Origin of the sequence: Parvularcula marina (genome assembly GCF_003399445.1) — a bacterium.
GTDB lineage: Bacteria > Pseudomonadota > Alphaproteobacteria > Caulobacterales > Parvularculaceae > Parvularcula > Parvularcula marina.
In genome coordinates this window covers 1,927,597-1,953,234 of the sequence record NZ_QUQO01000001.1, presented here as the reverse complement: position 1 = coordinate 1,953,234, position 25,638 = coordinate 1,927,597, and the positions used below count along the sequence as shown (strand labels likewise).

Genomic DNA, 25,638 nt, shown 5'->3' with positions numbered 1-25,638 from the left:
CATATAGGGGATCAGCGATCCTTCAATTGGAGAATTCCATGACCCGGACCCTTAAATCTGCGCTTCTCGGCGTTTCGGCTCTCGCCTTTGCGGGCGCGACCTCATTCGCCGCCGATGACGCCCCCAAAACACTGGCCGAAGCGACAGAGGGGCCGTCCAATGTTGCGATCTGGAAGACAGGCGACGCGGACACGACCGTCTATATGATGGGCACGATCCACATCCTCCACCCCGATCTCGACTGGGAGACGGACGCGTTCGAAGCCGCCTGGGCCGAGGCGAATGCCGTCTTTTTCGAAGCGAATGTGACCTCGCCCGAGGAAGTCCAAGCCGCCAGCCCGCTGATCATGTCAGAAGGTTTTTATACGGATGGACGGAAATTCGCCGACCTTTTCACCGCTGACCAGCGCGAAGAGCTGAATGAGGCGCTGAAAGAATATGGCCTCACCGCTGAGGCGCTCGGCAATATGCGGCCATGGTTTGCGAGCATCCAACTGACACAGCTTGCCATGGCGAAAGCCGGCGGTGACCCGGCCGCAGGCATTGAGATGCTGCTCGGCGCTCGGGCGAGTGAAGAAGGCAAGACGCAGCGCTATTTCGAAGGCCTCGCCGAACAGATCCAGATCATTGCCGATGTGCCGGACGAAGTCTGGGCGAAATCGCTCATCGAAGGCGTTGATGAGCTTTCAGATGTCGAAGGCTATTTCGCCGAGATGGTCGGCCTATGGTATGATGGGGATGCGGACGGTTTGGCCGAATTCATGTCCGATGGCTGGGAAGAAACGCCAGAACTTGCGAGCAAGCTGCTCTATGAGCGCAATGAGAAATGGGCCGTGAAGATCGACAGACTGATCGAGGAAGAGGAAGGTACCTTCCTTGTCGCCGTCGGCGCCGGGCACCTTGCTGGCGCTAAATCGGTGCAGGATTATCTCACCCAGCACGGCCACGAAAGCGTCCGGGTCAATCCGTAGTCGTCATTCACGCAAGCGCGGCTGCGATCCGTTCGGCGAGCCGCCGCGCGACTTCCTGTTTTGACGTGAGGGTCCAGCTCTCCTGACCCTCATCGGAGAGAATGGTCACCGCATTCTCATCCCCGCCCATGATTCCGGTGCCGGGTGAGACGTCATTGGCGATGATCCAGTCACAGCCCTTGCGCTTACGCTTGGCCTCGGCATGGCCGAGCACATCATCCGTCTCCGCCGCAAATCCCACGACCAGCGCTGGACGGCGATCCGCCGGTAATTGCGCAATCGTTTTGAGGATATCAGGGTTTTCCGCGAGCGTGATCGCGGAAAGCCCGCCGCGCTCCTTCTTGATCTTGTGCGGCGTTTCAATATCAGGCCGGTAATCGGCCACCGCCGCGCACATCACCGCGCTGTCGGCTGGCAGGGCGTCCTCACACGCTTTCAGCATCTGCCGGGCCGTCTCGACACGGATCTTGTTGACCCCCGGCGGAGAGGTGAGCCCCACCGGCCCGCTGACCAGTGTCACCTTCGCGCCGAGCGCGGCGCAGGCGGACGCAATCGCGTAGCCCTGCTTGCCTGAAGACCGGTTCGCCAGATACCGCACAGGATCGAGCGGTTCATGGGTCGGCCCTGCCGTCACAAGGATATGCCGCCCCGAAAGCGGGCCGTCCGTAACGGGCGATTGCGGGATCTCCCTGCCCGAAAGCGCAGCGTCGATGGCAGCAACAATCGCCTCGGGCTCAGCCATCCGGCCGGGGCCATATTCGCCGCAGGCCATTTCGCCATCTTCCGGCCCGACGAACAGCGCGCCGTCCCCTTTCAGCGTAGCAATATTCCGCTGGGTCGCGGGGTGCTCCCACATGCGGACATTCATGGCTGGGGCACAGAGCACTCGTTTGTCCGTTGCCAGAAGAAGGGTCGACGCAAGATCATCGGCGAGGCCATTGGCTGTCTTGGCCATCAGATCCGCACTGGCAGGCGCAACGACGACAAGGTCGGCTGCACGTGACAGCTCGATATGCCCCATCTCCGCTTCATCGGTGAGATCGAAAAGATCCGTGTAGCACTTCTCTCCGGTCAGACCGCCGACACTGAGCGGGGTCACGAATTCCGCGCCGCCCTTTGTCAGAACACCGGTAACGGCGCAGCCGCGAGTCTTGAGCAGCCGGATCAGAAACAGGGATTTATAAGCAGCAATCCCCCCACTGATGATAAGGAGCACGCGCTTTCCTAAAAGGCCATCTGCCGTCATGCCGCGCTCGGCGCATCGGATTTGCGCCGCCTCCTGCCCCGCAGGGCATCAGCCAGCCGGTCGACCGTATCGTCCGACAGATTGACGCCGCCATTGAGGATCTGCTCGGCAGCTTCCTCTGCTGCTGCCGCAAATTGCGGAAAAGCTTCGAGCAGATGCAGCGCCGCCTCGCCGCTTTTCTTTGCATTGCCGAGGATCGCTCGCGGGCCGACACGGGCGGCAATATATTCCTTCACGACGGGTTCGGCCGTCTCCCACAGATTGATCTGGGGATCGAGGATCCGCGAGACGCCTTCGACCACGACCATCGTCCGTTGAAGGAGCACCAGCTCGGGCCGCAAATGCATGTCAAAGACGTCGGTCACGTCAAAGAGCTGCTGGAGGACGCGGGACATGTCCATCTTTTCCGCCGTGCGCCCGAAAATCGGCTCGCCGACCGCACGCAGGGCGGTGGCAAACGCTTCCATATTATAATGGGCGGGCACATAGCCCGCATCAAAATGCGCTTTGGCCGCGGCCCGGTAATCACGCCGGATGAAGCCATAGATGATCTCGGCAAAGACCCGGCGCGCCTCTTCATCAAGCCGCCCCATGATCCCGAAATCGATCAGCACAAGGCGGGATTTCTCATCAATCAGGAGATTACCCTGGTGCATGTCGGCATGGAAGAAACCATGCTCCAGCGCTTGCGTCAGGAAAGTCTGGAGCACCAGCCGCGCCAGCGCCGGGCGGTCAATCCCCCGCGCATCGAGCGCTGCCGTATCCGATACCGGCGTTCCATTGATCCACTCAATCGTCAGGACACGGCGCGCGGAGAGGTCCCAGATCACGTCCGGCACCCGGATCTCCGGCGTCTCGCGCAGATTTTCCATGAGCTCTGATGCCGAGCCCGCCTCGATCCTGAGATCAAGCTCGACCTCTGCCGCTTCCGAAAGCGTGCGGATGAATTTGATCGGCTCCATCCGGCGGACAGTCTTGAAGAATTTCTCCAGCAGCCTTGCGCCGAGGAGGAATGCCCGGAAATCCTGCCGCGCCTTCTGTTCGATCCGGGGACGGAGAACCTTGACGGCGACCTCTCCGCCATCTTTTAGCCGCGCCCTGTGGACCTGCGCGACAGAGGCGGCCGCAATAGGTTCGGAAAATTCAGCGAAAATATCTTCAACGGGGCGCCCTAATGCGCGGGCAATCTCTGCCTTTGCCTGATCCGTCGGGAACGGCGGCATCCGGTCCTGGAGCGTGCCCAGATCATTCGCCATCTCAAAGCCGACAATGTCAGGACGGGTCGCAAGAAGCTGGCCGAATTTGACGTAAGCCGGACCCTGCCCCGCCAACGCTTTGGCGAGCCGCTCACCGGGCCGAAGGCCCCGCCCCCGCGCGCCAATACGCGAGAGGCGCCCGAGCAGGCGAACGGGCGCCGGCAGAAGGTGCGCAAATTCACGCGGGATCAACGCGTCATGCCGGGAGAGAACCCAGCCCGCGCGGATAAGCCGCCGAAAATTGCTTAGTGTCCGGAACATCGCGTCAGATCTTCCACCCTGAATGAATGGCCACAACCCCGGCGGTCAAATTCTCGACATTGACGCGAGAAAAACCCGCCGCCCGCACCTCTGCCGCGAACGCCTCCTGCGGCGGAAAGCGGCGAATGCTTTCGATCAGATATTTGTAACTGTCCGCATCCCCCGCAACGGCACCGCCGAGCCGCGGGATCACCGCATCGGAATAGGTATTATAGGCGGCCTCAATCAGCGGCGTGATGGGCCGCGAGAATTCAAGGCAGGCAAAACGCCCGCCCCTTTTCAGAACACGGAACGCTTCTTTGAGCGCTCGGTCGCGATAGGTGACATTCCGGATACCAAAGCCGATCGTATAGGTATCAACCGACGCATCGGGCAGCGGCAGCGCCTCGGCATCGCCGCAAACGCGGGTCACACTCTCGGTGAGACCTTCTTCCTCATCCCGGCCCTGTCCGGCTTCGAGCATTGCGTGATTGACGTCGATGATGAAGGCACTCGCCTCATTGCGCCCACGTGCAGGCCGCGTGCCCGCCCGGCGGATGAAGCCATGGGCGATATCGCCCGTCCCGCCAGCGACATCGGCGAGGGTCTGGCCCGGCTGGGGGTTCAGCCTGTCGAGCAGGACATCTTTCCACACCCGGTGCAGCCCGCCCGACATCAGGTCATTCATCAGGTCGTAATGTGGCGCGACCGATCCGAAGACGGCCCGCACCAGTCCGCCCTTTTCCTCGGGCGCGACATCACGATCCCCAAAACTGACGGTCTCCATGGGCATGCTCGCCTTTATGCAAATATCAGGCGGTATGTGGACCATGCATGCCACAGGGGCAATCGCGTCATTTTCGCAAATTGTTGTTGCCTCTGGCATTTTAACCTTACTCGTTATACACATAAGGCTGTGGGGCACGCGCAAAGGGCAAAAATTGCGTGTGTTGATATTGAGGCAATGGGGAGCGAGGCGTGATTAAATCAGAGCTCGTACAGGTGCTTGCGGCTGAGAATCCGCATCTTTTCGTCAAGGATGTCGAGAAAATCGTCGGCGCCATTTTTGACCATATCTCAACTGCGCTGGCCGAGGGCGACCGTGTTGAGCTGCGCGGATTTGGCGCTTTTTCGGTGAAACATCGCGAAGCGCGCGTGGGCCGCAATCCGCGGACCGGCGATCCTGTCGAGATCGAGGAGAAATGGACGCCTTTCTTCAAGGCCGGCAAGGAAATGCGCGAGCGTCTGAACCAGGAAGACGTCGCCCTCGCCGCGGCGGAATAACACCCGCTTCGCCACTGGCCGTGAGCTGCGAAAAGCCCTATTTCTGGCGGCATGCGTAAACTGCTCGCCTATTTCCTGTTCTTTGTCTTCGGGCTGTTGCTGGTCGTCTTTTTCGTCGCCAACCGTCAGATGGTGCGGATCAGTCTCGACCCGACAAGCCTTGAGAACCCGGCGCTGGCGACCCCGGCCATTCCGCTCTGGGCGGCGCTGATCGCCTGCCTCATTGTCGGCTTCCTCCTTGGCGCCTTTGGCATGTGGCTGAGCGCGGGCTCGCTGCGCCGTAAGGCAAAGGACAGAAAGCGCGAAATCCGCCGCCTTGAGGACGAGCTGACGCTCGCTGTGGGCGATACACCGAAGAAGTCGCGCTTGCTCGCGCTGCGACGCTAGTCCCTTTCTCGTGCAAGACCGTTTCGATATCAAAATATGTGGCCTGACGACTCAGGACGCCGTCGAGGCCGCCATTGATGCCGGGGCCACGATGATCGGGTTTGTCTTCGCCCGTGTCTCCCCGCGATATGTGGCGCCGGAGAAAGCCGCCGCCCTAGCCGAGCTGGCGCGGGGGAAAGTGCAAATCGTCGGGCTGTTCGCGGATCAGGGCGCGGAGGAGATCCACGCCATCAGGGACAGTGTCGGGCTCGATATCGTCCAGATCCATGGCCGGGAGAACCGGGCGGAACGGTTTGAGCTGGTCCGCGCCTTCCCCGATTGCATGCTGGCCAAAGGCATCTGGCAGGAAAGCGACCTGCCCGGCGAGGGTGACCCCGTCCCCGGTAGCTGGATTTTCGATGCGCTGCCGCCAGACGGCTATAAGCGTCAAGGAGGGCACGGCACGCCCTTCGACTGGTCCGCCCTCAAAGCCTATCGCGGCGAGACACCCTTCATCCTAGCGGGCGGGCTGACCCCGGCGAATGTCGCGGACGCCATCCGCGCCTGTGACATGTTCCCGGCCTTCTCGGGCGTCGATGTCTCCTCCGGCGTCGAGCGATCCAGAGGCGTTAAAGACCCCAAGAGAATTGCCGCATTTGTCGAAGCGGCTCTTGCTGCTAGGGCCGCGCTTCGCACCCCTTGAGAGAAAGCCCGCCAGATGAGCAGTCCGAGCCCTGACGCCCGCCCCAATTCCTATCGCTCCGGCCCGGACGAAGAGGGAAGGTTCGGCATCTTCGGAGGCCGTTTTGTTGCCGAAACGCTGATGCCGCTCGTCCTATCGCTGGAGAAAGCATATGAGGCGGCCAAGGAAGACCCGGCGTTTCACGCCGAATTCGAGGATCTGCTCACAAATTATGTGGGCCGCCCCTCCCCACTTTATGAGGCGAAACGCCTGACCGAGCATGTGCGTGAGACAGCGCCCGAGGGCCACGGCGCGCGCATTTTCTTCAAACGCGATGAGCTGAATCACACCGGCGCGCACAAGATCAATAATTGCCTGGGGCAGATCCTGCTCGCCCGCCGCATGGGCAAGACAAGGATCATTGCGGAGACCGGCGCCGGCCAGCACGGGGTCGCGACCGCGACCGTGTGCGCCCTCTTTGGCCTTCCGTGCACGGTCTATATGGGCGCCACCGATGTCGAGCGGCAAAAACCCAATGTCTTCCGCATGAAGCTGCTGGGCGCGGAAATCGTGCCCGTCACCTCCGGCCGGGGGACGCTAAAGGACGCGATGAACGAGGCCTTGCGTGACTGGGTCACCAATGTCGCGGACACCTTCTACATCATCGGCACGGCAGCGGGCCCCCACCCCTATCCGGCCATGGTCCGGGATTTTCAGTCGGTGATCGGCCGGGAAGCCCGCCAGCAGCTCCTCGACCGCGAGGGGCGCCTGCCCGACACGATCATGGCCTGTATCGGCGGCGGCTCGAATGCAATCGGGCTTTTCCACCCCTTCCTTGATGATACCGATGTCGAAATCATCGGCGTTGAAGCAGCGGGTTTGGGTCTTGAGACCCCCGATCACGCCGCATCCCTTCAGGGTGGGCGCCCGGGCGTTCTTCACGGCAACCGGACCTATCTTTTGCAGGATGATGACGGCCAGATCGTCGAAGGCCATTCGATTTCCGCCGGCCTCGATTATCCGGGCATCGGGCCGGAACATGCCTGGCTGCATGAGATCGGCCGGGTCGAATATCAGAGCGCGACCGACAAGGAGGCGCTGGACATGTTCCAGCTTCTCTCAAAACTCGAGGGGATCATCCCGGCGCTTGAGCCCGCCCATGCGCTTGCCCGGACCCTCGATAAGGCCCGTGAGCTGAAACGCGATCAGATCGTCCTGATGAATCTCTGCGGAAGGGGCGATAAGGATATCTTCTCCGTCGCCGAGCATCTGGGAGTCGAAATCGGGTAAGGCTTGCCCCCGCCCTCCATTTTCGCCACACGCCGCCAATGTCCCGACTGACCGCCACCTTCGAGAAGCTGAAAGCTGAGAACCGCGCCGGGTTCGTCCCCTTTGTCATGGGCGGCGATCCGGGGTTTGACGCCTCGCTTGAGCTGATCCGCGCCCTGCCCGGCGCAGGCGCAGACATTATCGAGATCGGCGTGCCCTTCACCGACCCGATGGCGGACGGCCCAGCGATCCAACTGGCCGGCCAACGCGCCCTTGATGCGGGCCAGACCCTGCCCAAGACGCTTGATCTGGTAAGATCGTTTCGAGAGCAGGACAATGAGACCCCGTTGGTCCTGATGGGCTATTACAACCCCTTCTATTCCTATGGGCCGGAGCGCTTTGTGAAAGACGCACATGACGCTGGGGTAGACGGTCTGATCATTGTCGACCTGCCGCCTGAGGAAGATGCCGAGATGTGCCTGCCGGCCCGCGCCGCGGGGCTCGATTTCATCCGACTTGCGACCCCAACCACGGATGATGAGCGCCTGCCCGCCGTCCTGAAAAACTCGTCCGGTTTCGTCTATTACGTCTCGGTTGCTGGGATCACCGGCGCGAAGACCGGCGCGGCGGCCGCTGTTTCCGGCGCCGTTGAACGCCTTCAGAAGGCGAGCTCTTTACCTGTCGCCGTTGGTTTCGGTATCAAGACAGAAGAACGTGCCGCTGAGATTGCCCGTGAGGCTGACGCCGTTGTCGTGGGCTCCGCCCTTGTCGACACGCTCGCCAAGGGGCTCGAAAAAGGTCACGATCACGCGATTAAACAAACCGTGAGTTTGGCTGAAGGGCTATCTCGCGCTATCAAAACCGCAAGAAAATCTGGGTAATAGATCGAAATGAACTGGCTGTCCGACATCACCCCGCCCGGCATCAAGAAGATCTTTCGTCAGCGAGACGACAGAGGCGACACCCTCTGGTCGCGATGCCCGAATTGTGCGGAGATGACCTTCCTCAAGGATCTGGAGGCAGCGCTTCAGGTGTGCCCGACATGCGATCACCACCAGCGGATCAGCCCGACCGAGCGTCTCGCCGCGCTTTTTGACGACGGCAAATGGGATCAGGTGGAGCTGCCGGATGTCCATGAGGACCCGCTGAAATTCCGCGACACCAAGAAATATTCTGACCGTCTGCGCGACAGCCGCAAGAAGACCGGCGAGAAAGACGCCCTCGTCATTGCGCGCGGCACGCTCGACCATCTCCGGCTTGTCGCCGCAGTGCAGGATTTCGGCTTCATGGGCGGCTCGATGGGCATGGCGCTGGGTGAAGGCATCATCAAGGCCGCCGAGACTGCGATTAAAGACAAGGCGCCGCTGGTGCTGTTTGCCGCTTCGGGCGGTGCGAGGATGCAGGAAGGGATCCTGTCCCTGATGCAGATGCCGCGCACGACGATCGCCGTGCAGATGCTGCGCGATGCGGGCCTGCCCTATATCGTTGTTCTGACCCACCCGACAACGGGCGGGGTCACCGCTTCTTATGCCATGCTGGGCGACGTGCATCTGGCCGAACCCGGCGCGCTGATCGGATTTGCTGGTCCCCGCGTCATTGAGCAGACAATCCGCGAGAAACTGCCCGAAGGCTTTCAGCGCGCGGAGTATCTTCTCGAAAAAGGCATGGTCGATCAGGTCGTCCATCGCCACGCGATGCGCGAAACGCTTTCCTCTCTCCTTCGTGTCCTGATGAAACAGGGCGTGAAGAAGGCTGTTGCCGCCCCTGTCGTTGAGATTGCCGAGGAAAAGGCACCTGAACAGGCAAGCCTGCCGGCACCGGCCCCTGAGGAAGAAGAGCTTCCCAAAGCTGCCGAGTGAGATGATCCCACAGACTGCCGCCCAGGCGGCCATTCAATCCATTCTCGATGGCTTCGCCGAGCGGAGCCTCGCCGAAATCGTACTCGGTCTCGACCGGATCACCCAAGCGCTCGACCGGCTGGGCAATCCGCATGAGAAGCTGCCGCCCGTCATCCATATCGCCGGGACCAACGGGAAGGGTTCGACCTGCGCCTATATCCGCTCGATCCTCGCGGCTGGCGGGCTGAAGGTTCATGGATTCACCTCCCCGCATCTGGTGCGATTCAATGAGCGAATCGTGCTGGCCGGTGAGGAGATCGGCGATGAGCAGCTCGCGAGCGTGCTTGGCCGGTGTGAATCGGCTGCCGGTGATCTGCCGCTCAGCTATTTCGAAGCCGTAACAGCAGCGGCGTTCCTGGCCTTTGCCGAGACACCCGGCGATGTCGTGGTGCTGGAAACCGGCCTTGGCGGGCGGCTCGATGCGACCAATGTGATCGAGCATCCGCGCGCCGCCGTGATCACCCCCATCGCGCTCGACCACCAGTCATGGCTGGGGGAAACCCTGCCCGAGATTGCAGGCGAGAAGGCAGGCATCCTCAAATCGGGCGCCGCTTTCGTCACCGGCCAGCAGCGCGCCGACGCGCTCGAAACCCTTAAATCCAAGGCCCTCGCCATCGGCGCCAATCCGCATGTCTATAATGAGGATTGGAGTTATCGGCAGGAGAGCGGGCGGCTCGTCTATGAAGACGAGAACGGGCTATGCGATCTCAGCCTGCCGCGGCTCGCGGGCAATCACCAGATCGACAATGCCGCCCTCGCCGTTGCTGCCGTAAAGGCCGCCGGCTTGGCGCCAAGCGAAGACGCGATCTCCGAAGGCATCGAAAAAGCCCATTGGCCCGCCCGGATGCAGCGCCTGACCGAAGGCCCGCTCGTTCACATGGTCGAGCGCCATACAGGCGACCCCGGCGAGATCTGGCTTGATGGCGGGCATAATCCGCATGCGGCGCAGGCCCTCGCCCGCACCCTAGCCGACCTCGAAGAGCGCAGCCCCAAGCCCGTCATCCTGATCTGCGGGATGCAGGCGAACAAGGATGCGCACGGATTCTTCCACGCTTTCGAGGATCTCGTCTCAACCGTCCTGACCGTGAAATCGCCGACGAATAATTCCTATGATGCCGAGGATCTTGCCCGTATCGCGCAGGATGCCGGTGTCCCGGCCGAGGCGATGGAAAGCGTGACGGCAGCCGTCGAACAGGCCATGAGGGATACCGGACGCTCCGGCGAGGGCATGCCGCGAATCCTGATCTGCGGCTCGCTCTACCTCGCCGGTCATATTCTGGAGGACCATAAATGAGCCGAGGCCCCGTCATCGAAGTCTGTCGCCTGCCGCATGGCGAAGACCTGCCCCTGCCGTCTTACGAAACCGCAGGCGCCGCCGGGGCCGATCTGCGCGCCGCCATCGCCGAGGATCAGTCGCCCATGCCGCTGCCGCCCGGCGCGCGCGCGATGGTGCCGACCGGCCTGACCATGGCCATACCCGAAGGCTATGAAGTGCAGGTCCGCCCGCGCTCCGGCCTTGCCGCCAAATTCGGCATCACCTGTCTTAACTCCCCCGGCACGGTCGATTGGGACTACCGTGGTGAGCTGCGGGTCATCCTTTATAATTCCAGCAATGAAGAGTTCCTGATCGAGCGCGGCATGCGCATCGCCCAGATGATCGTTGCACCCGTTGTGCAGGCCGGCTTCGAAGAAGTCAGCGAGCTTTCAGAGACCGTCCGCGGCACGGGCGGGTTCGGCTCGACGGGGCAATGAGCCTCTCCAAGCAAGAGATCGAACGCTATCGCCGCCAACTTCTGCTCCCGGAGATCGGCGGTCAGGGCCAGCAGCGCCTGAAAGAGTCAAAAATTCTCGTGGTCGGCGCGGGCGGTCTTGGCTGCCCGATCCTCACCTATCTGGCTGCTGCTGGGGCCGGGCACATCCACATTGTCGATGCCGACATGGTCGCGCTCTCAAACCTCCAGCGACAGGCGCTTTATACGACCGAGGACATCGGCAAGCCGAAGGCCGAATGCGCGGCACGCGCGCTGGCCGCACTCAATCCCGAGATTGAGGTGAGCTTCACGGCTGAATATCTCGATGCCGAAAATGCCAAGGATCTGGTTGCCGGATGCGTCCTCGTGATCGAAGGCGTTGACCGTTTCGCGCCGCGCTATCTCATCAATGAGGCCTGCCGCACCGAAGGCGTGCCGCTCCTCTCCGCCGCGATCGGGCGGTTCGACGGGCAGATCGCTCTTTTCCCCATGGATGAGGCCTCCGCCTGCTATCGTTGTCTTGTGCCCTCGCCCCCTGAAGATGCCGCCGATTGCGAGACCGAAGGCGTCCTTGGCGCGGTGCCCGGCGTGGTGGGCAGTCTTGCAGCCCTCGAAGCCATGAAATATCTCACTGGTATGAAGGGGGCGATGAAAAACGAACTCCTGATCTATCAGGGAAGGGAAGGCCGACTGCGACGCATTTCGGTGCCGAAAGATCCTGCCTGTCCGGTTTGCGCTGCCGAGGTGCGCGCTTGACCGACGCAACCGCCCCCATAGTGGCCCCCGGCCCCTCGCTGCCGCTGCTCGATTATCTCGAGATCCGCAAGGAGCTGTCGGCAGGCCCGTGCCGATCCGCGCCGAAAAGGCTGCGCGATGCGGCGGCCGTCATCATTCTTGCCTCCGGCGCCGAGCCCGCGCGCGCCGCCAACTATGCCCTCGACATGCAGCGCTCGGAGGGGAGCTTCGGCAGTTTCGAGAATTGGGAAGCGCTGATCCTTGCGCCTTTCCTGATGGGCTCACCCGCCGTCAGCGGCCATATCGGCACGCATCTCTCCGCTTTTCGCGCGCAATGGACTAGCTTTTCGCTGCGCAGCACCTCGCCCTGGATCGAGCTGTCAATTGCCGCGCTCCTCTCCGGCGGGCACCGCGCGGATGACAGCTATCTGCTCTCGCGGATCAGCGCGGCGTGGAAGGATCTGAAGACCGGCCATTTCTGGCAGACGGGCCCGGCCCTGATGCCGGACCTTGCCCTGCTCGCCGCCTTCAAACCCGATAATCTGATCGATCTTGATCTGGCGGTTGAGGCGATTTCCGAAACCGACCTGCCCCGCCCCTCGCGTATGGAAGCGGCGATCCTCGGCACGCTCGCGGAGGACAGCCTTGCCGATCATGCAAAGCAGATCGAGCGGCATCGCGCGGCCCTGATTGAAGAGCGGCTTGAGCACGCCGCCGAAGCCCTGCCGCTTTTATCGCTCGCCGCGATGCGCGAGCCGAACCCAGATGATTTCCGTGCGGATGTCTCAACCGGCTATGACGCGCTACGGATTGCGGGCGGCGCCCCCGCCATGGCGCAATGCATCGCCTTGGGGCTGGCCATTCTTGTAAGGTCCGATCCGACCCAGACACGGGTCGCCGCCATCGTGCTTGCCAAGACCTTGATCGAAGCGTGGCGACGTCAGCAGGCAGCCCTCATCCCGGTCTATGTCGCTGCGCCGTAAGGGAGAGCGTCCTTTGGTAAAAGCTGAATGCAATTGCGGCGGCGTCGCGTTCGAGATCAATGCGGAGCTCAAAGACATTTATGTCTGTCATTGCTCGATCTGCCGGAAACTGACTGGCAGCTCAGGTATCCCTGTCGTCATTGTTCCCAACAAGGACTTTCGCTGGCTACGCGGAGAAGAGCTGGTTTCGAACTGGAAGAAGCCCGATGCCGACTGGCAATCTTGGTTCTGCAAGACTTGCGGCTCGACGCTTCCCGGCATGAATGATCCGGACACGATGTTTGTCCCGGCTGGCATTCTTAGCGAAGGCGGTGAGACCTTGCGTGTCGCCCACCATATCTGGGTCGGCTCCAAGGCTGTCTGGGATGAAATCGGCGATTCAGGAAAGCAGCATCAGAATGGCTTTGAGGCATAAGCCCGGAACCAGCGGTAACTAATCTTTTCCCCGCCGCTTGCTGGAACCCGCAATTTAGGTCACCCTTCACTCTGCGGAAGCAACTGAAAGGAGGTGATCTGATGTCGAGTCAGAAAATTCGCCATTGGAACGTGGTTGGTGTCGAGCTTTTGGATCGGGAGCAGCCTCTCGCCTGACGGCGACGTCCCACAGTCCCTTCTTTCAGGGACATGGCCCGGATCAATGGCGGGTCTGACGGGGTCACGCAGCAATGCGTGACCCTTTCTCATTTTAAGGGGATCAGACGAAACCGCGCGAGAACTGACGCCCGGCGGCCACCTCTGCAAAGAAGGCTTTCTTCGCCGGATAAAGATCGCGTGCAGCGTAATTATTGGTGATCGTCTCGCGCGCCGCTTTCCGGATATGCTCGTGATCATCCTTGGTCGAGAGAAGTTTCTCAAGATCGTCGGCCAGACGCTCTTTATCCTGATAATTGGTCAGATAGCCGTTCTCGCCATGCTTGATCAGCTCCCGGACGGGGGCGGTGTCAGAGGCGAGCATCAGGCAGCCCGTGCTCATCGCTTCCATCATCGACCACGACAGGACGAAGGGCACGGTGAAATAGACATGCACGGATGAAAGCTGGATGACCTTGCGGTACTCGTTCCGCGGCAGAAGGCCGGTAAAGGTGATCCGCGAGAGGTCGAGATCGAGCCGCTCCAGCGCATCTTCCTTATACGTCTTACCGGATTTCAGTGCCTTGCCGTAGGCGGTACGATCCTCACCCACGATGATAGTGCGCAGTTTGGGCCGCCGCTTTTGCAACAGCTCCAGCGCATTCATGAATTCAGGGAAGCCGCGATAGGGCTCCATGCCGCGCGCGACATAGGTGAGGATTTCCTCGCCCTTGGTGAATTTGTCGTCCCCGAATGTGACTTCACCCGGATCGGCGGGTTTGTAACTCTCCGTGTCCACCCCATCATGCATGACGCGCAGCTTGGGCTGGAAAATCTGCGGGAACTGGGACGCCTGATAGGCGGTCGGCACGAGCCCGGCATCGCAGGAAATTAGCTCGGACATGATCGTTGCATTGCGGATGCGCTCGCGCGCTTTCTCAAAATGCGGACGACCGGGGCCATGCATGAAGACGACGTCGTCGGCCTCGCCCTTATAATACCATTCGAAATAGCCGACCTGCGGGGTGTCGGGCCAGGCTTCTTTCAGGAACAAGCCCGGGCCCCAGCCCGAATGGGCCACCATCACGTCCGGCGTATAGCCCTGCTTCTTCTTCAGATGATTGGCGACTTCCAGCGCCGACAGCCCGGTGACGACTGCCTTGCCCGTGCTCTGCAGGTAGGGGTGGCCGACATCATATTCCTTAGGCTGATCGCGGTCGCGGTAGACGGTGACGTTAATCACGTCAGACTTCGTGCCCGCGCGCTGGGTCATGAAACTGACCTCCCAGCCTTCGCTTGCGAGATAATGCCCGATCGCCCCGAACTGGGCCGGGTAGTTGTTGTGCAGGAACAGGATTTTCATCCCAGTATTCTCCCCCGTCATGCAGGACCGCTTGATTAAGAAGCGGTCCTTGCAAGCCTTGCGCCTTTATCAGGCGTTGCCGTTCGGCATTGCCCCTTCGGCAGCGCGTGCCCGCTGCATGCGGTACATGCCAGCGAAATCAAGCGGCTCAAGCATCAGCGGCGGGAAGCCGCCTTCCTTGGTCGCGCTCGCCACGATCTGACGGGCAAACGGGAAGAGAAGACGCGGTGCTTCGACGAGAAGGAGTGGCTCCATCTGATCGTCGGGCACGTTCTGGATGAGGAAGAGACCGGCGTAATTGGTCTCGACCACGAACACGGTCTCGCCATCGCGCGTAGAGGTCGCGTTGCAAGCCAGCTCAACTTCGTACTGATCAGGACCGACCCGGCGGGCATTCACATCGACGCCGACTTCGACTTCGGGAGCGGGCAGATTGCTCATCAGCGATTGCGGGGCGCCAGGGCTCTCAAAGGACAGGTCTTTGAGATATTGCGACATGGCGCGCATGACCGGTTGGTCTGAGGTGGGTTGCTGGTCGTTCGGGGGCGTCTCGGACATGGAGGTTCTTCCTCGGTTATTCGGGAAGCGGGCCGCTACCATGCGAGCGCGGTTCTAAGCAAGGCGGTAGAACGATTTCCCGAGTCGCGCCTAGTGCCGCACGACCCTGATATTGCCATTGTCGACAGCCCGACGCAGCCGCCGGAGCGCATAGCGCGCAATCTCGTGCCGGACCGGCGGCACCAGCAGCAGAAAGCCGATCGTGTCAGTCAGAAAGCCCGGCGTCATCATCAGAGGCGCGGCGATCAACAGGAACACACCATCAACCACCGGTTCGACCGGCGCTTTGCCTTCGGCCATACTGCCGCGCAGATTATGCAGGGCCTGAAAGCCCTGCACCCTGATCAGCGCCGTCCCCAAAACAGCTGTCAGAATGGTAAGGCCGATCACCGACCACCAGCCAATGACAGCGCTGGCCTTGATGAACAGGGCGATTTCGGCAATCGGCAGGCCGATAAGAAGTATGAAAAGGATGAGCGCCATGCTTGCGCCTCCATCGGGGACACTGTGAGAATTGCGGTAAACCCCTATATAGGGCAGAGCCAAGCCGCTACGACCCCAAGAGTTTTGAACCGCTGAAAATAGTCACCCATGATTGATCCAATTCTCCTCTTCTTTGTCGGACTGGCCGCCTTCCTCAGCTACAAGCTGTTTTCCGTTCTCGGAACGCGTGGCGGCGCTGAGCAGAAAGACGCCGAACGCCTGCGCACTCACCTCTCCCAGACAGAGAAGGAGGAAGCCGAGGCGCCTCTGACCATGCCAGAAGAGCCGGTCGAAAAGCCCAAAGCGCCCGCGCCGGCCTGGGCTGAAAAAGTCATCGAGCATTACCCCGGTTTTGATCACGCCCGCTTCGTCGATGGCGCCAAATCCGCCTATGAGATGATCGTGCAGGGCTTTGCCCGCGGCGATCTCGACCGCATCCGTCCCTTTGTCGATCCGAGCGTCATGCGGACCTTTGAGATTGCCGTGAAAGGCCGGGAGAATGCCGGTCAGACGATGGACGTCACCTTTGTCGGCATCGAGAAGGCCGAAGTCGTCAGTGCCGGGAAGCGCAGCGATCATATCGAGATCGTCGTCGAGTATCGCTCTGACCAGATCCGCGTAATGCGCGATGGGGATGGTAATATCGTCGATGGCGACCCGAACCGGATCGATCTCGTCCGTGACCGCTGGACCTATTCGCGCCCGGCAGGCTCGACCGATCCCAATTGGGTATTGAGCGCGACCGAGAACGCCGCAAACTGATCCTGCCCGATTAAAGAAGGGGGTAAGTCCGTGAAGCGTATCGCCCTTGCGTTGTCCCTGCTCGCTGTCGGTTGTGCGACGAGCCCCAAGGAACGCCCGCCAGCGCCTTTGGCTGCCCTGCCGATCTCCTATGCTGCTCTTGAAGGCTGGGAAGAGGACCGCGTTGCCGAGGCCATGCCGGTCTTCCTGCGAAGCTGCGCAAAGCTAACCAAGAACCCTGCGGGTACGGTCGATTTCCTGCCGGGGATTGAGAATTCCGGCGAAGTCTCCGGCGCGGTCATCACCGATCTCTGCCTTCAAGCGGCGATGCTGGGCGGAGAAGACGCGCCTGAAGGCGCCGCCCGGCGCTTTATCGAGACGAATTTCACGCCTGTCCTTGTCAGCCGGAAAACGCCCGAAAGCCGCGAAGCGCTTTTCACGGGCTATTTTGAGCCGACCTATCCGGCAAATAGCGCGCCCGCGCCGGGCCTTGTTCCTGTCCTGACCCGCCCCGATAATCTGATCACGGTGGATCTCGGCGCCTTCGATCCAAGCCTTGCGGGCAAGCGTGTCGCCGGACAGGTCAGCGGTAACCGGCTTGTTCCTTATGCGACGCATCAGGAGATCATCACCGCGCCGCCCGAAGCGACCGCTCCGCTCGCCTTTATGGATCCGACAGACCTTCTGTTTTTGCAGATCCAGGGCTCAGGCCGTCTCGTTATGGAGGATGGAGAGGTCATGCGCGTCGGTTATGCCGCGCAGAACGGGCATAAATATGTCCCCGTCGGGCGAACGCTTGTGAAAGATGGTGCCTTGCCGCTGGAGGCTGTCTCCATGCAGTCGATCCGCGAATGGCTGCGCGCCGCGCCATATGAGGACGCCGCGCGGGTGCGTTATTCGAACCCGTCCTATGTCTTCTTCACAACGCTCGATGGATTACCCGATCCCGAGCTCGGCCCCTTGGGTGCGCAGGGCGTGCAACTGACGACACGGCGCAGCCTTGCTGTCGATGACGAGATTTACGGCTATGGCCTGCCCGTCTGGTTGGAGCGCGATGGTGAGACACCCGAACGCGCACTCTACATCGCACAGGATACTGGCGGCGCGATAACCGGTGCTCAGCGGGCGGATGTTTTCTTTGGCGCGGGCGAGGCAGCGGGTGAAGCGGCAGGCGTTCTGAAAGCCCCCGGCCGGATGATCGTGCTTCTTCCCAATAGCGCCCTTCCCGATGCCCCGTAGGGGCGGCAAGCGGCCCTTGCGGCCCGGGGAGAAAGCACTCTGGCAGAAGGTCACCGACACGGTGACGCCGCGACCGGGCGCGATCCTGCCGATCACGGATTTATCCGAAGAACCCAAACCTGCGCCGTCCATGTCTCCGCGCAAGCGCCGCGCGCCGCCCCTGCCGATCGCGCTTCCCAAAAAGACAACACCGCCCGAAGAATTGCCCCCGGCCTATGAGGCGGGGGATCCGCGGCAGGCCCGGCATGTTGCAAGGGGCCGCGTCGAGATCGACGCCGAGCTAGACCTTCACGGTCTGACTCAAGAGCAAGCCCGCACCCGGCTCGATCATTTCATCGAATTCGCCAGCCTGCGCGGCAACAGGGTCGTGCTTGTCATCACCGGCAAGGGCCATCTGGGCGAAAGCAGATATGACCCCTTTGAAGAGGCGCCCCGCGGCATCCTGCGCCAGCGCTTTCTCGAATGGGTGGAGCGCACCCCGTTGCGTGACAGGATCTCCTCAGTGAGGCCATCGCACCAACGACACGGCGGCCGGGGCGCCTTCTACGTGTTCCTGAAGACCCGGAAACCTGCCCGCCGGTTGTAGTTAGCACAAAATTCCACGGATCTTCGTCGATTTCCCCAACTGTCATGAAACCGTTGCACACCGCGTATAGGGCGACCTGCCTTTTCCGGAAAAATTGGGCAGCGGGTAAATTATGGAATTCGATATCACACTGTGGGCCGCGGTAGGCTTCATCCTTGCGGCCTATGCGGTTGTCGGTAACGACGCGCTGCAGACCCTCGGCACCTTCATCAATTCCAACCGCCACTTGCATTGGACAATCCTGTTTGCCTTCGCAGCGCTGATCCTGGTCGTAACCTTCACCTATGGCTGGCAGGTCAATGACGGGGATCCGTCCTACGGACGCCTGGCCAATACATCCAAATATCCGCCGATCCCGATCGAGTGGTATCACGTCCTGCCGCCCGCCGTTCTCGTGATCATCACCCGGCTGGGTATCCCGGTCTCCACTTCCTTCATGGTGCTGACGATCTTTGCGACGCTCGGGGGCCTTGGCTCCATGATCGAGAAGTCGCTAATTGGCTATGGTGTCGCCTTTGTCACCGGCTTTGGCGTCTACATGCTGGTCACGCGCACTTTTGAAGACTGGTTCAAGAAAAACGACCCTGAAGCCTTCGTGCCCTACGGTATGATTGCCATCGTCGGCACGGTCTTTCTTGCCTCGCAATATTATTATTTCGGGACGATCTCGAACATCAACGAGATGTATGTCGGCATTGGCTGCGTGCTGGTCCTCGAAGCCATCGGCCTTGGCATGGCGCTCTCTGTCGGGCGCGGGCTTTATTGGGTCGTCGCACAGTGGGCGACCACGGCCTATCTCTGGTCGATCTGGCTCATTCAGGATTTTGCCAACATCTTCGTCTTCCTGCCGCGTGAGCTGACGGCGGCCGAAGGCTTTGGCGCGATGGTCATCATCCTCTTGCTGCTGGGGCTGACCTTCGCCAATGGCGGGGGCCCGGTGCAGCGCATCCTGCGCACCAAGACGGCCGTGACCGACATCCGCTCGGCGACCATCGTCGACTTCATCTATGCGTCACTGCTCTTCTTCTTCAAGGAACTGAGCGAGATCCCGATGTCGACCACCTGGGTCTTCCTCGGCCTGATCGCCGGCCGTGAATACGCCTTTGCCATCCTGACTCGCGCAACGCGCTTCATCGTTGCCGTCATCGACACCGGCGAAGACATCGCGAAGGCCTTTATCGGTATCGTCCTCTCGATCGACCTTGCGCTCGGCCTGCCGGCCATCGGCGCCACGCTGTCAGGCGACCCCATCGGCTGGGCCGAACTCTTCCCGACCGAGACGTTCAAATACCTTGTCATAGTCGGCAACGTTATCCTGCTGCCGGTCGTCTGGTTTGCGTTCTCCAAGCCCGAGGATCACCCGAACCGTCAGAAATTCATCATTGGCGGCATCGTCATGGGCATGACTCTGGCGATTTCCGGCACCTCTCTCGTGCGCTTTGTGATGTCACTCGGCTCTTAATGTGGAAAAGCCCTGAGTTCGGGGCTTTTTCCGCTTGATTCGCCAGAACAAGCCGTTAGAACCCGCCGCTTCCACCCGTCGTCTGGCCCAAGGCATGCCTCGGCGACGATTTCCCGAGTACCGGTTTCCCCGGTGCTCCATCCCACAGCGGAGTAGATGAAATGCCCAAAATGAAGACCAAATCGGGCGCCAAAAAGCGCTTTAAGGTCACCGGCAAAGGTAAGCTGGTTGCCTATCCTACTGGCAAGCGCCACGGCATGATCAAGCGCTCGCCCAAGCAAATCCGTCAAAAACGTAAAGCCATGGTTCTCTGCGACGCCGACGAGCGGATCGCGAAGAAATACATGCCCTACGCGCGCTAATAGGAGGCCCGTCATATGTCACGTGTGAAGACCGGGACCGTCCGTTCCGCCCGCCACAAAAAAGTTCTCGCCAGCGCCAAAGGTTATTACGGCGCTCGCCGCCGCCTGTTCCGCACCGCCAATCAGGCGGTCGAAAAGGCCGGCCAATATGCCTATCGCGACCGGAAGGCCCGCAAGCGGGAATTCCGCAAGCTCTGGATCCAGCGGATCAACGCTGCTGTCCGTGAGCATGGCATCACCTATTCGGTATTCATGAACGGCCTTGCCAAGGCTGGCATCGAAGTCGACCGCAAAATGCTGGCCGAACTTGCTGCCCGTGAGCCGGAATCGTTTACGGCCTTTGTGGAGAAGGCAAAAAGCGCGCTCGCATAAGCACGCTTCCCCCTTCTTCACGGCAGAACCCGCTGGCGGCCCTCCGCAAGCGGGTTTTTTGTTACGCCGCCCGCCGCTTGATGAGCCCCCCTGCCTCGGGCATGAGGCGCCAGAGAATTTAGACAGGTACGAACAGCCATGGCCCTAGACGATCTTCCCAGCCTCGAATCCGAGCTGATGGCAAAAATCGACGCCGCCGCGGATGAAACCGCCCTCGAAGAACTGCGCGTCCATGCGCTCGGCAAGAAGGGCGTCATCTCCGAACGGATGAAATCGCTTGGCAAGATGAGCCCCGAAGAGCGTCAGGAAGCCGGCCCCCTTCTGAACGGCCTCAAAGAACGCGTCGGCACCGCGATCACCGCGCGCCGCGATATCCTCGCCCATTCAGCTCTCGAAGCGCGCCTGAAGGCCGAGACGGTCGATGTTACCCTGCCTGTTGATCCCCAGCCGCGCGGCAAGATCCACCCCGTCAGCCAGGTCTTTGCCGAGATCGAGGCAATCTTTGCCGATATGGGTTTCTCCGTCCGCTACGGCCCGGACATCGAGGATGATTTTCACAATTTCACGGCGCTGAACTTCCCGCCCGGCCACCCCGCGCGCGAAATGCACGACACTTTCTTCTTTGAGGAAAAAGAAGACGGCTCGCGCATGGTGCTCCGTACGCATACCTCGCCGGTGCAAGTCCGGACCATGACCTCTGAGAAGCCGCCGATCCGCATCATCGCGCCGGGCCGGACCTTCCGTTGCGACAGTGACCAGACCCACACGCCGATGTTCCATCAGGTCGAGGGCCTCGTCATCGACAAGGAGACCCATATGGGTCACCTGAAGGGCACGCTGGAGGCCTTCGTCAAACGGTTCTTTGAGATCGATGATCTGAGCACTCGCTTCCGCCCGCACTTCTTTCCGTTCACGGAGCCATCCGCCGAGATGGATGTCGCCTATGAGCGTGTCGATGGCGCGATCAAATTCGGTCAGGGCGATAAATGGATGGAGATCCTCGGCTGCGGCATGGTGCATCCCAATGTCTTGAAAAATTGTGGGCTCGACCCCGATGAATATCAGGGCTTTGCCTTCGGCATGGGCGTCGATCGGCTCGCCATGCTGAAATACGGCATCCCCGACCTGCGCGACTTCTTCTCCGGCGACACGCGCTGGCTTGAGCATTACGGGTTCTGAAGCCCATGGCCGAACAGACAGAACCCCAAGGCACGTTGACGACCCGTACACTGACCATGCCGGCCGATGCCAATGGCGCGGGCGACATTTTCGGCGGCTGGGTGATGAGCCAGATGGACATTGCCGGCGCCATCGCCGCGGTCGATCACATCAAGAACCGCGTCGTGACCGTCGCCGTCAACGCGATGCGGTTCCACCAGCCAATCCATGTCAGCGACGTTGTCTGCTGCTACACCGACATCATGCGTGTGGGGACGACATCCGTCACCGTGCATGTCGAGGTCTGGGTTCTGCGCAACATGCTTGGCGAACGCCACCTCGTCACCGAAGCCGATTTCACCTTTGTGGCGCTCGGACCCGATGGCCGCCCCAAACCGATCGACAAAACCGCCCTTACTGCGGAGACAGACCAATGAAATTCACACTCAGCTGGCTGAAAAAGCATCTCGACACCAATGCCTCCATCGACGAGATCGCCGACGCCATGGTGCGGATCGGCCTTGAGGTCGAGGAGATCGAGAACCCCGCGGATCGCCTCAGCGCGATCACGGTCGGCTATGTCAAGCATGCCGAGAAACATCCCGATGCGGACAAGCTGAAGGTTTGTAAGGTCGACACAAAAGATGGCGAGCTGCAGATCGTCTGCGGCGCGCCGAATGCGCGCGAAGGCATCCACGTCGCCTTTGCCCCGGTCGGCACCTATATTGCCGGTCTCGACGTCACCCTCTCGAAAGCCAAAATCCGCGGCGTCGAAAGCCTCGGCATGATGTGCTCGGCCCGTGAGCTGGAGCTTGGCGACGACCATGACGGCATCATGGAGCTACCCGAAGCTGCTGTCGGCACGCCGCTCGCTGATGTGCTGGGGCTTGATGATCCGGTGATCGATTTCGAAGTCACGCCGAACCGTCCGGACACAAATGGTGTTGATGGCGTCGCACGTGATCTCGCCGCTACCGGGCTCGGCACGCTGATCTCTCCTGTTCCCGAAACCGTGGGGGGCAGCTTTGCCCAGCCGATCCCGGTCGAGATTGACGACAAGGAAGCCTGCCCGGCATTCGGCTCCCGGCTCATCCGGGGCGTGAAGAATGTCCCCTCGCCTGACTGGCTTCAGGAACAGCTCCGCGCGATCGGCCTTCGCCCGATCAATGCACTCGCTGACATCACGAACTATGTCTCCTATGACCGCGCCCGTCCGCTGCACGTCTATGATGCCGCGAAACTGACCGGCACGGTCCGGGCCCGGATGGGCAAAAAGGGTGAGAGCTTCCTTGCCCTTGATGGCAAGACCTATGAGGTCGATGAGACGATGTGCGTCATCGCCGATGATAAGGCCGTTCTCGGCCTTGGCGGCGTGATGGGCGGCGAGGACTCGGGCTGTACGGATGAAACAACCGATGTCCTGGTCGAAAGCGCGCTTTTCGATCCGCTAATCACCGCGCGCACGGGCCGCAAGACCGGCATCGTCTCTGATGCCCGCTACCGGTTTGAGCGCGGCGTCGATCCGCAATCAGTTCAGCTCGGTCTCGATCTTGCGACCCAGCTAATCCTTGACATCTGCGGCGGCGAGCCGAGTGAGATCGCCCTCGCTGGCGAGATCCCGGATACCGCTCGCGAAATTGAATTCCCGACATCGGAAGTCGCTCGCCTGACGGGTTTGGACGTCTCTGACAGCGAGAAAGAGCGCATCCTCTGTGCGCTCGGGTTCGAGGTCTCGCGCGGCGGCACATGGACGGTGACCCCGCCAAGCTTCCGCCCCGACATCGAAGGCAAGGCTGATCTTGTCGAAGAGATCGCGCGGATCCACGGGCTCGACAATCTGCCAACGGACGAGCTGCCGCCTTTGAGTGCTGCTGACCGTCATGCCCCGGCCATCCTGCCGCAACGCGAGCGCAAGGCCCGCGAGACGATGTCAGGCGCCGGCTATCACGAAGCGGTCACCTGGGCCTTCTGCGATGCACCTTTCGCCGAGATGTTCGGCGGCAAGGACGCCCCGAAACTCTCGAACCCGATTTCCTCCGATCTCGGACAGATGCGCCCCGGCGCCCTGCCGAACCTCTTGCTCGCTATGGGCCGCAATGCCGCACGCGGCGCACGCCATGTCCGGCTTTTCGAGCTTGGCGGCGGCTATCAGGGGGATCGCCCCGAAGATCAGCGCAGCGTCGTCTCCGCCATTGCGTGGGGCGCCGCCCCGTCCGGCTGGCAGGGCGAGAAATCCGCGCCCGATGTCTTCACCGCCAAATCGCTGGCGATCAGCGTTCTTCAGGCGGCAGGGGTGAACACCGATAATCTCATGACCCTGACGGATGCGCCGGACCATTACCATCCCGGCCGCAAGGCTCGGCTCGGCCTTGGCCCCAAAGTGACACTCGCCCATTTCGGCGAAGTACACCCCAGCGTGCTCGAAGCCCTTGATGTGCCCGGCCCCGTTGCGGCGATGGAAGTTTTCCTCGACCAGATCCCGGCACCCAAAGGCAAGACCGCGAGCGGCCGTCCGCCGCTCAATGCCAGCCAGCTCATGCCGGTCCGGCGCGATTTCGCCTTTGTCCTGCCAGAAGAGACGCCTGCGGAGAAACTCCTCAAAGCCGTTCGCGGCGCGGAGAAACAGCTCCTCACCGATGTGCGGCTGTTCGATGTCTATCGCGGCAAGGGGATTGGCGAGGGCGAGAAGTCGCTCGCGCTCGAAGTCACGCTTCAGCCGCGTGAGAAAACCCTGACCGAAGAGGAAATCGACGCCATCAGCGCCCGGATCGTGGCGCAGGCAGAGAAGACAGGCGCAAAACTGCGCGGCTAATCCTTGTCCCGGCCCGAGAGACGGCGCACCCGCTCCCTCGGGCTAAGCTCATCCAGCTCCGGTTCGCGGTCCTGATCCCGGCCAATGCCGAGAATGCCCTTCGACGCGTCCTTGTCCGTCTCCGACCGGCGCGCGAACCAGTAGAGGACCAGCGCGAAAATCGCGAGCAGGACGAGATAGGGTATGGCGCCCATGGGCGGTGCACTCCGGGTTTGACCGTTCTGTTCATGCAAGAATGGGGACAGCCGCCCGCACCCGCAAGTCAGACGGCGTCGTCGGGCGGTAACTCGTCATCTTCTTCAGGCAGGATGACGGTGAGCTGGCCCCCGGCAAGATCAATCTCTGGCACGGCCTCTTTGGTAAAGGGGAGGAGAACCGCGCCTTTCCGGCCAGGTACTTGCGACAGCTCGACAAGATCGCCCGCGCCATAATTGACGACCGCTTTGACCTGTCCCGCAGGCTCGCCCTCCGGCGTTACCGCCGTCATGCCAATAAGGTCATCGAGATAGAATTCGTCCTCGTCGGGCGGGGGCAGGAGCTCGCGCGCGACATGCAGGAGCGCGCCCTTATAGGCATCGCCCTCTTCTGGGGTCGTGATTTCAGGCGCGGAGCAGAGAAAAAGGCCCGGTTTTAATTCCCTGACGAGCTTGATCGTCAGTTTACGGCCATCTTCGGTCGCCACCGGGCCATAGGCGGCGATATCAGCCGGCTGCTCCGTAAAGCTGCGGAGCTTGAACCCCCCGCGCACACCATGCGTGCCAGCAAACTGGCCGACCACGACCATGCGCGGGGTGTTGGACATCTGTCCTTACTCAGCCTTTTCGGCGTCGTCGGCAGCAGCTTCCTCGACCGGTGCCTCGGCAGGAGCTTCAGCTTCAGCCTTGGCAGCAGCTTCGGCTTCAGCGCGAGCTTCTTCCTTGGCTTTCTTCTCTTCTTCGCGCTCTTGGGCTTTCTTGCCCGGCTTTGCCTTGTTCGGGTTGTTACCGTGCTCCCATTTTACGAGATCAATGGCGGACAGGAAGCGGGCGACACGATCGGTCGGCTGGGCGCCATGCTCAAGCCAATGCTTGGCGCGCTCTGCATTGATCTGCACACGTTTTTCATCGTCCTTGCCGAGCAGCGGGTTGTAGGAGCCGATTTTCTCGATGAAGCGGCCATCACGCGGCATGCGCGCATCGGCAACGACGACGGAGTAGTAAGGGCGTTTCTTTGCGCCACCACGGGCGAGACGGATTTTAAGAGCCATGATTT

The 25,638-nt window shown here is 61.3% G+C and carries 30 protein-coding genes; 21 read left to right on the top strand and 9 right to left on the bottom strand.

Annotation, left to right across the window (positions count from 1 at the left end):
• Positions 1–38: 38 nt before the first annotated feature.
• On the top strand, positions 39–971 hold the full coding sequence (locus DX908_RS09445) for a TraB/GumN family protein (RefSeq protein WP_116392094.1): 933 nt from the start codon (positions 39–41) through the stop codon (positions 969–971).
• 7 nt (positions 972–978) lie between these two features.
• On the opposite strand, the gene coaBC is transcribed toward DX908_RS09445, so the two are convergent.
• The 3 genes from coaBC to DX908_RS09430 are packed head-to-tail and all read right to left on the bottom strand — an operon-like array spanning position 979 to position 4,506.
• Positions 979–2,217 carry a bifunctional phosphopantothenoylcysteine decarboxylase/phosphopantothenate--cysteine ligase CoaBC gene (coaBC, locus tag DX908_RS09440; RefSeq protein WP_116392093.1) on the bottom strand — a complete coding sequence of 413 codons (1,239 nt, stop codon included), beginning with the start codon at positions 2,215–2,217 and terminating at the stop codon, positions 979–981.
• Entirely contained in the window at positions 2,214–3,734 is a 1,521-nt protein-coding gene (gene ubiB, locus DX908_RS09435; protein ID WP_116392092.1) for a 2-polyprenylphenol 6-hydroxylase, read from the bottom strand. The genes coaBC and ubiB overlap by 4 nt, the downstream gene beginning before the upstream one ends.
• 4 nt (positions 3,735–3,738) lie before the next feature.
• Positions 3,739–4,506 (bottom strand): class I SAM-dependent methyltransferase, encoded by a 768-nt coding sequence (locus tag DX908_RS09430; RefSeq protein ID WP_233508666.1) that lies wholly within the window; start codon positions 4,504–4,506, stop codon positions 3,739–3,741.
• Between the two features lie 185 nt (positions 4,507–4,691).
• Here DX908_RS09430 and DX908_RS09420 point away from each other — a divergent pair, with 185 nt between their 5' ends.
• Genes DX908_RS09420 through DX908_RS09370 form a run of 11 tightly spaced genes read left to right on the top strand, consistent with a single transcriptional unit; the run spans position 4,692 to position 13,096 of the window.
• Positions 4,692–4,997 (top strand): integration host factor subunit beta, encoded by a 306-nt coding sequence (locus DX908_RS09420; protein WP_116392089.1) that lies wholly within the window; start codon positions 4,692–4,694, stop codon positions 4,995–4,997.
• A gap of 51 nt (positions 4,998–5,048) precedes the next feature.
• Complete coding sequence (locus tag DX908_RS09415; RefSeq protein ID WP_116392088.1) at positions 5,049–5,384, top strand: LapA family protein; 336 nt, start codon at positions 5,049–5,051, stop codon at positions 5,382–5,384.
• 10 nt (positions 5,385–5,394) lie between these two features.
• Positions 5,395–6,066: a phosphoribosylanthranilate isomerase gene (locus tag DX908_RS09410; protein ID WP_199564666.1), complete on the top strand. Its 672-nt coding sequence runs from the start codon at positions 5,395–5,397 to the stop codon at positions 6,064–6,066.
• Positions 6,067–6,081: 15 nt separating this feature from the next.
• Complete coding sequence (gene trpB / locus DX908_RS09405; protein ID WP_116392087.1) at positions 6,082–7,335, top strand: tryptophan synthase subunit beta; 1,254 nt, start codon at positions 6,082–6,084, stop codon at positions 7,333–7,335.
• A gap of 38 nt (positions 7,336–7,373) precedes the next feature.
• On the top strand, positions 7,374–8,195 hold the full coding sequence (gene trpA / locus DX908_RS09400) for a tryptophan synthase subunit alpha (protein WP_116392086.1): 822 nt from the start codon (positions 7,374–7,376) through the stop codon (positions 8,193–8,195).
• A 9-nt stretch (positions 8,196–8,204) separates the two neighbouring features.
• Complete coding sequence (gene accD / locus DX908_RS09395) at positions 8,205–9,173, top strand: acetyl-CoA carboxylase, carboxyltransferase subunit beta (protein WP_116392085.1); 969 nt, start codon at positions 8,205–8,207, stop codon at positions 9,171–9,173.
• 1 nt (position 9,174) lies between these two features.
• The gene (locus DX908_RS09390; RefSeq protein ID WP_116392084.1) at positions 9,175–10,506 is read left to right on the top strand and encodes a bifunctional folylpolyglutamate synthase/dihydrofolate synthase; all 1,332 of its coding nucleotides are present in this window, start codon (positions 9,175–9,177) and stop codon (positions 10,504–10,506) included.
• Positions 10,503–10,964 (top strand): dUTP diphosphatase, encoded by a 462-nt coding sequence (gene dut, locus DX908_RS09385; protein WP_116392083.1) that lies wholly within the window; start codon positions 10,503–10,505, stop codon positions 10,962–10,964. The genes DX908_RS09390 and dut overlap by 4 nt, the downstream gene beginning before the upstream one ends.
• Positions 10,961–11,719 carry a HesA/MoeB/ThiF family protein gene (locus DX908_RS09380; RefSeq protein WP_116392082.1) on the top strand — a complete coding sequence of 253 codons (759 nt, stop codon included), beginning with the start codon at positions 10,961–10,963 and terminating at the stop codon, positions 11,717–11,719. Before dut ends, DX908_RS09380 begins: the two co-directional genes overlap by 4 nt.
• Complete coding sequence (locus DX908_RS09375) at positions 11,716–12,681, top strand: hypothetical protein (RefSeq protein WP_147303769.1); 966 nt, start codon at positions 11,716–11,718, stop codon at positions 12,679–12,681. Before DX908_RS09380 ends, DX908_RS09375 begins: the two co-directional genes overlap by 4 nt.
• 13 nt (positions 12,682–12,694) lie before the next feature.
• Positions 12,695–13,096 carry a GFA family protein gene (locus DX908_RS09370; RefSeq protein ID WP_199564665.1) on the top strand — a complete coding sequence of 134 codons (402 nt, stop codon included), beginning with the start codon at positions 12,695–12,697 and terminating at the stop codon, positions 13,094–13,096.
• A gap of 279 nt (positions 13,097–13,375) precedes the next feature.
• Here DX908_RS09370 and DX908_RS09365 read toward each other — a convergent pair whose 3' ends face one another.
• The 3 genes from DX908_RS09365 to DX908_RS09355 all read right to left on the bottom strand — a co-directional run bounded on the left by DX908_RS09365 (position 13,376) and on the right by DX908_RS09355 (position 15,655).
• Positions 13,376–14,614 carry a glycosyltransferase gene (locus tag DX908_RS09365; RefSeq protein WP_158548635.1) on the bottom strand — a complete coding sequence of 413 codons (1,239 nt, stop codon included), beginning with the start codon at positions 14,612–14,614 and terminating at the stop codon, positions 13,376–13,378.
• 69 nt (positions 14,615–14,683) lie between these two features.
• Positions 14,684–15,172 (bottom strand): protein-export chaperone SecB, encoded by a 489-nt coding sequence (gene secB, locus DX908_RS09360; protein ID WP_116392078.1) that lies wholly within the window; start codon positions 15,170–15,172, stop codon positions 14,684–14,686.
• Positions 15,173–15,262: 90 nt separating this feature from the next.
• Positions 15,263–15,655: an FxsA family protein gene (locus DX908_RS09355; protein WP_116392077.1), complete on the bottom strand. Its 393-nt coding sequence runs from the start codon at positions 15,653–15,655 to the stop codon at positions 15,263–15,265.
• A 108-nt stretch (positions 15,656–15,763) separates the two neighbouring features.
• Between DX908_RS09355 and DX908_RS09350 the strand changes: the two genes are divergently transcribed.
• From DX908_RS09350 to pheT, 9 genes are all read left to right on the top strand, one after another.
• Positions 15,764–16,417 carry a Tim44/TimA family putative adaptor protein gene (locus tag DX908_RS09350; protein ID WP_116392076.1) on the top strand — a complete coding sequence of 218 codons (654 nt, stop codon included), beginning with the start codon at positions 15,764–15,766 and terminating at the stop codon, positions 16,415–16,417.
• A gap of 30 nt (positions 16,418–16,447) precedes the next feature.
• The gene (gene mltA / locus DX908_RS09345) at positions 16,448–17,635 is read left to right on the top strand and encodes a murein transglycosylase A (protein WP_116392075.1); all 1,188 of its coding nucleotides are present in this window, start codon (positions 16,448–16,450) and stop codon (positions 17,633–17,635) included.
• Complete coding sequence (locus tag DX908_RS09340) at positions 17,625–18,221, top strand: Smr/MutS family protein (protein WP_116392074.1); 597 nt, start codon at positions 17,625–17,627, stop codon at positions 18,219–18,221. Before mltA ends, DX908_RS09340 begins: the two co-directional genes overlap by 11 nt.
• Positions 18,222–18,333: 112 nt before the next feature.
• Positions 18,334–19,683, top strand: a complete 1,350-nt coding sequence (locus DX908_RS09335) for a hypothetical protein (RefSeq protein ID WP_199564664.1) — start codon at positions 18,334–18,336, stop codon at positions 19,681–19,683.
• A gap of 161 nt (positions 19,684–19,844) precedes the next feature.
• Positions 19,845–20,045 (top strand): 50S ribosomal protein L35, encoded by a 201-nt coding sequence (gene rpmI / locus DX908_RS09330; RefSeq protein WP_116392073.1) that lies wholly within the window; start codon positions 19,845–19,847, stop codon positions 20,043–20,045.
• A 15-nt stretch (positions 20,046–20,060) separates the two neighbouring features.
• Entirely contained in the window at positions 20,061–20,417 is a 357-nt protein-coding gene (gene rplT / locus DX908_RS09325) for a 50S ribosomal protein L20 (protein WP_116392072.1), read from the top strand.
• Between the two features lie 138 nt (positions 20,418–20,555).
• Positions 20,556–21,596, top strand: coding sequence for a phenylalanine--tRNA ligase subunit alpha (gene pheS / locus DX908_RS09320; RefSeq protein WP_116392071.1), 1,041 nt, complete (start codon positions 20,556–20,558; stop codon positions 21,594–21,596).
• 5 nt (positions 21,597–21,601) lie between these two features.
• Positions 21,602–22,012, top strand: a complete 411-nt coding sequence (locus DX908_RS09315) for an acyl-CoA thioesterase (RefSeq protein WP_116392070.1) — start codon at positions 21,602–21,604, stop codon at positions 22,010–22,012.
• The gene (gene pheT / locus DX908_RS09310; protein ID WP_116392069.1) at positions 22,009–24,387 is read left to right on the top strand and encodes a phenylalanine--tRNA ligase subunit beta; all 2,379 of its coding nucleotides are present in this window, start codon (positions 22,009–22,011) and stop codon (positions 24,385–24,387) included. The genes DX908_RS09315 and pheT overlap by 4 nt, the downstream gene beginning before the upstream one ends.
• On the opposite strand, the gene DX908_RS09305 is transcribed toward pheT, so the two are convergent.
• From DX908_RS09305 to rpsP, 3 genes are all read right to left on the bottom strand, one after another.
• The gene (locus tag DX908_RS09305) at positions 24,384–24,581 is read right to left on the bottom strand and encodes a hypothetical protein (RefSeq protein WP_116392068.1); all 198 of its coding nucleotides are present in this window, start codon (positions 24,579–24,581) and stop codon (positions 24,384–24,386) included. The genes pheT and DX908_RS09305 overlap by 4 nt on opposite strands.
• Positions 24,582–24,649: 68 nt before the next feature.
• Positions 24,650–25,189 carry a ribosome maturation factor RimM gene (gene rimM, locus DX908_RS09300; protein ID WP_116392067.1) on the bottom strand — a complete coding sequence of 180 codons (540 nt, stop codon included), beginning with the start codon at positions 25,187–25,189 and terminating at the stop codon, positions 24,650–24,652.
• 6 nt (positions 25,190–25,195) lie between these two features.
• Complete coding sequence (gene rpsP / locus DX908_RS16775) at positions 25,196–25,633, bottom strand: 30S ribosomal protein S16 (protein WP_116392066.1); 438 nt, start codon at positions 25,631–25,633, stop codon at positions 25,196–25,198.
• Between the last annotated feature and the right edge of the window lie 5 nt (positions 25,634–25,638).

Bases quoted from the DNA above. Each gene is read 5' to 3' on its own strand.
- trpB (WP_116392087.1), top strand. From the start codon at position 6,082: ATGAGCAGTCCGAGCCCTGACGCCCGCCCCAATTCCTATCGCTCCGGC.
- pheT (WP_116392069.1), top strand. From the start codon at position 22,009: ATGAAATTCACACTCAGCTGGCTGAAAAAGCATCTCGACACCAATGCC.
- DX908_RS09390 (WP_116392084.1), top strand. From the start codon at position 9,175: ATGATCCCACAGACTGCCGCCCAGGCGGCCATTCAATCCATTCTCGAT.
- DX908_RS09340 (WP_116392074.1), top strand. From the start codon at position 17,625: ATGCCCCGTAGGGGCGGCAAGCGGCCCTTGCGGCCCGGGGAGAAAGCA.
- coaBC (WP_116392093.1), bottom strand. From the start codon at position 2,217: ATGACGGCAGATGGCCTTTTAGGAAAGCGCGTGCTCCTTATCATCAGT.
- rpmI (WP_116392073.1), top strand. From the start codon at position 19,845: ATGCCCAAAATGAAGACCAAATCGGGCGCCAAAAAGCGCTTTAAGGTC.
- DX908_RS09430 (WP_233508666.1), bottom strand. From the start codon at position 4,506: ATGCCCATGGAGACCGTCAGTTTTGGGGATCGTGATGTCGCGCCCGAG.
- rimM (WP_116392067.1), bottom strand. From the start codon at position 25,189: ATGTCCAACACCCCGCGCATGGTCGTGGTCGGCCAGTTTGCTGGCACG.
- DX908_RS09365 (WP_158548635.1), bottom strand. From the start codon at position 14,614: ATGAAAATCCTGTTCCTGCACAACAACTACCCGGCCCAGTTCGGGGCG.
- DX908_RS09355 (WP_116392077.1), bottom strand. From the start codon at position 15,655: ATGGCGCTCATCCTTTTCATACTTCTTATCGGCCTGCCGATTGCCGAA.
- accD (WP_116392085.1), top strand. From the start codon at position 8,205: ATGAACTGGCTGTCCGACATCACCCCGCCCGGCATCAAGAAGATCTTT.
- pheS (WP_116392071.1), top strand. From the start codon at position 20,556: ATGGCCCTAGACGATCTTCCCAGCCTCGAATCCGAGCTGATGGCAAAA.
- DX908_RS09380 (WP_116392082.1), top strand. From the start codon at position 10,961: ATGAGCCTCTCCAAGCAAGAGATCGAACGCTATCGCCGCCAACTTCTG.
- trpA (WP_116392086.1), top strand. From the start codon at position 7,374: ATGTCCCGACTGACCGCCACCTTCGAGAAGCTGAAAGCTGAGAACCGC.
- ubiB (WP_116392092.1), bottom strand. From the start codon at position 3,734: ATGTTCCGGACACTAAGCAATTTTCGGCGGCTTATCCGCGCGGGCTGG.
- DX908_RS09335 (WP_199564664.1), top strand. From the start codon at position 18,334: ATGGAATTCGATATCACACTGTGGGCCGCGGTAGGCTTCATCCTTGCG.
- DX908_RS09315 (WP_116392070.1), top strand. From the start codon at position 21,602: ATGGCCGAACAGACAGAACCCCAAGGCACGTTGACGACCCGTACACTG.
- DX908_RS09415 (WP_116392088.1), top strand. From the start codon at position 5,049: ATGCGTAAACTGCTCGCCTATTTCCTGTTCTTTGTCTTCGGGCTGTTG.
- secB (WP_116392078.1), bottom strand. From the start codon at position 15,172: ATGTCCGAGACGCCCCCGAACGACCAGCAACCCACCTCAGACCAACCG.
- rpsP (WP_116392066.1), bottom strand. From the start codon at position 25,633: ATGGCTCTTAAAATCCGTCTCGCCCGTGGTGGCGCAAAGAAACGCCCT.
- DX908_RS09305 (WP_116392068.1), bottom strand. From the start codon at position 24,581: ATGGGCGCCATACCCTATCTCGTCCTGCTCGCGATTTTCGCGCTGGTC.
- DX908_RS09350 (WP_116392076.1), top strand. From the start codon at position 15,764: ATGATTGATCCAATTCTCCTCTTCTTTGTCGGACTGGCCGCCTTCCTC.
- dut (WP_116392083.1), top strand. From the start codon at position 10,503: ATGAGCCGAGGCCCCGTCATCGAAGTCTGTCGCCTGCCGCATGGCGAA.
- DX908_RS09445 (WP_116392094.1), top strand. From the start codon at position 39: ATGACCCGGACCCTTAAATCTGCGCTTCTCGGCGTTTCGGCTCTCGCC.
- rplT (WP_116392072.1), top strand. From the start codon at position 20,061: ATGTCACGTGTGAAGACCGGGACCGTCCGTTCCGCCCGCCACAAAAAA.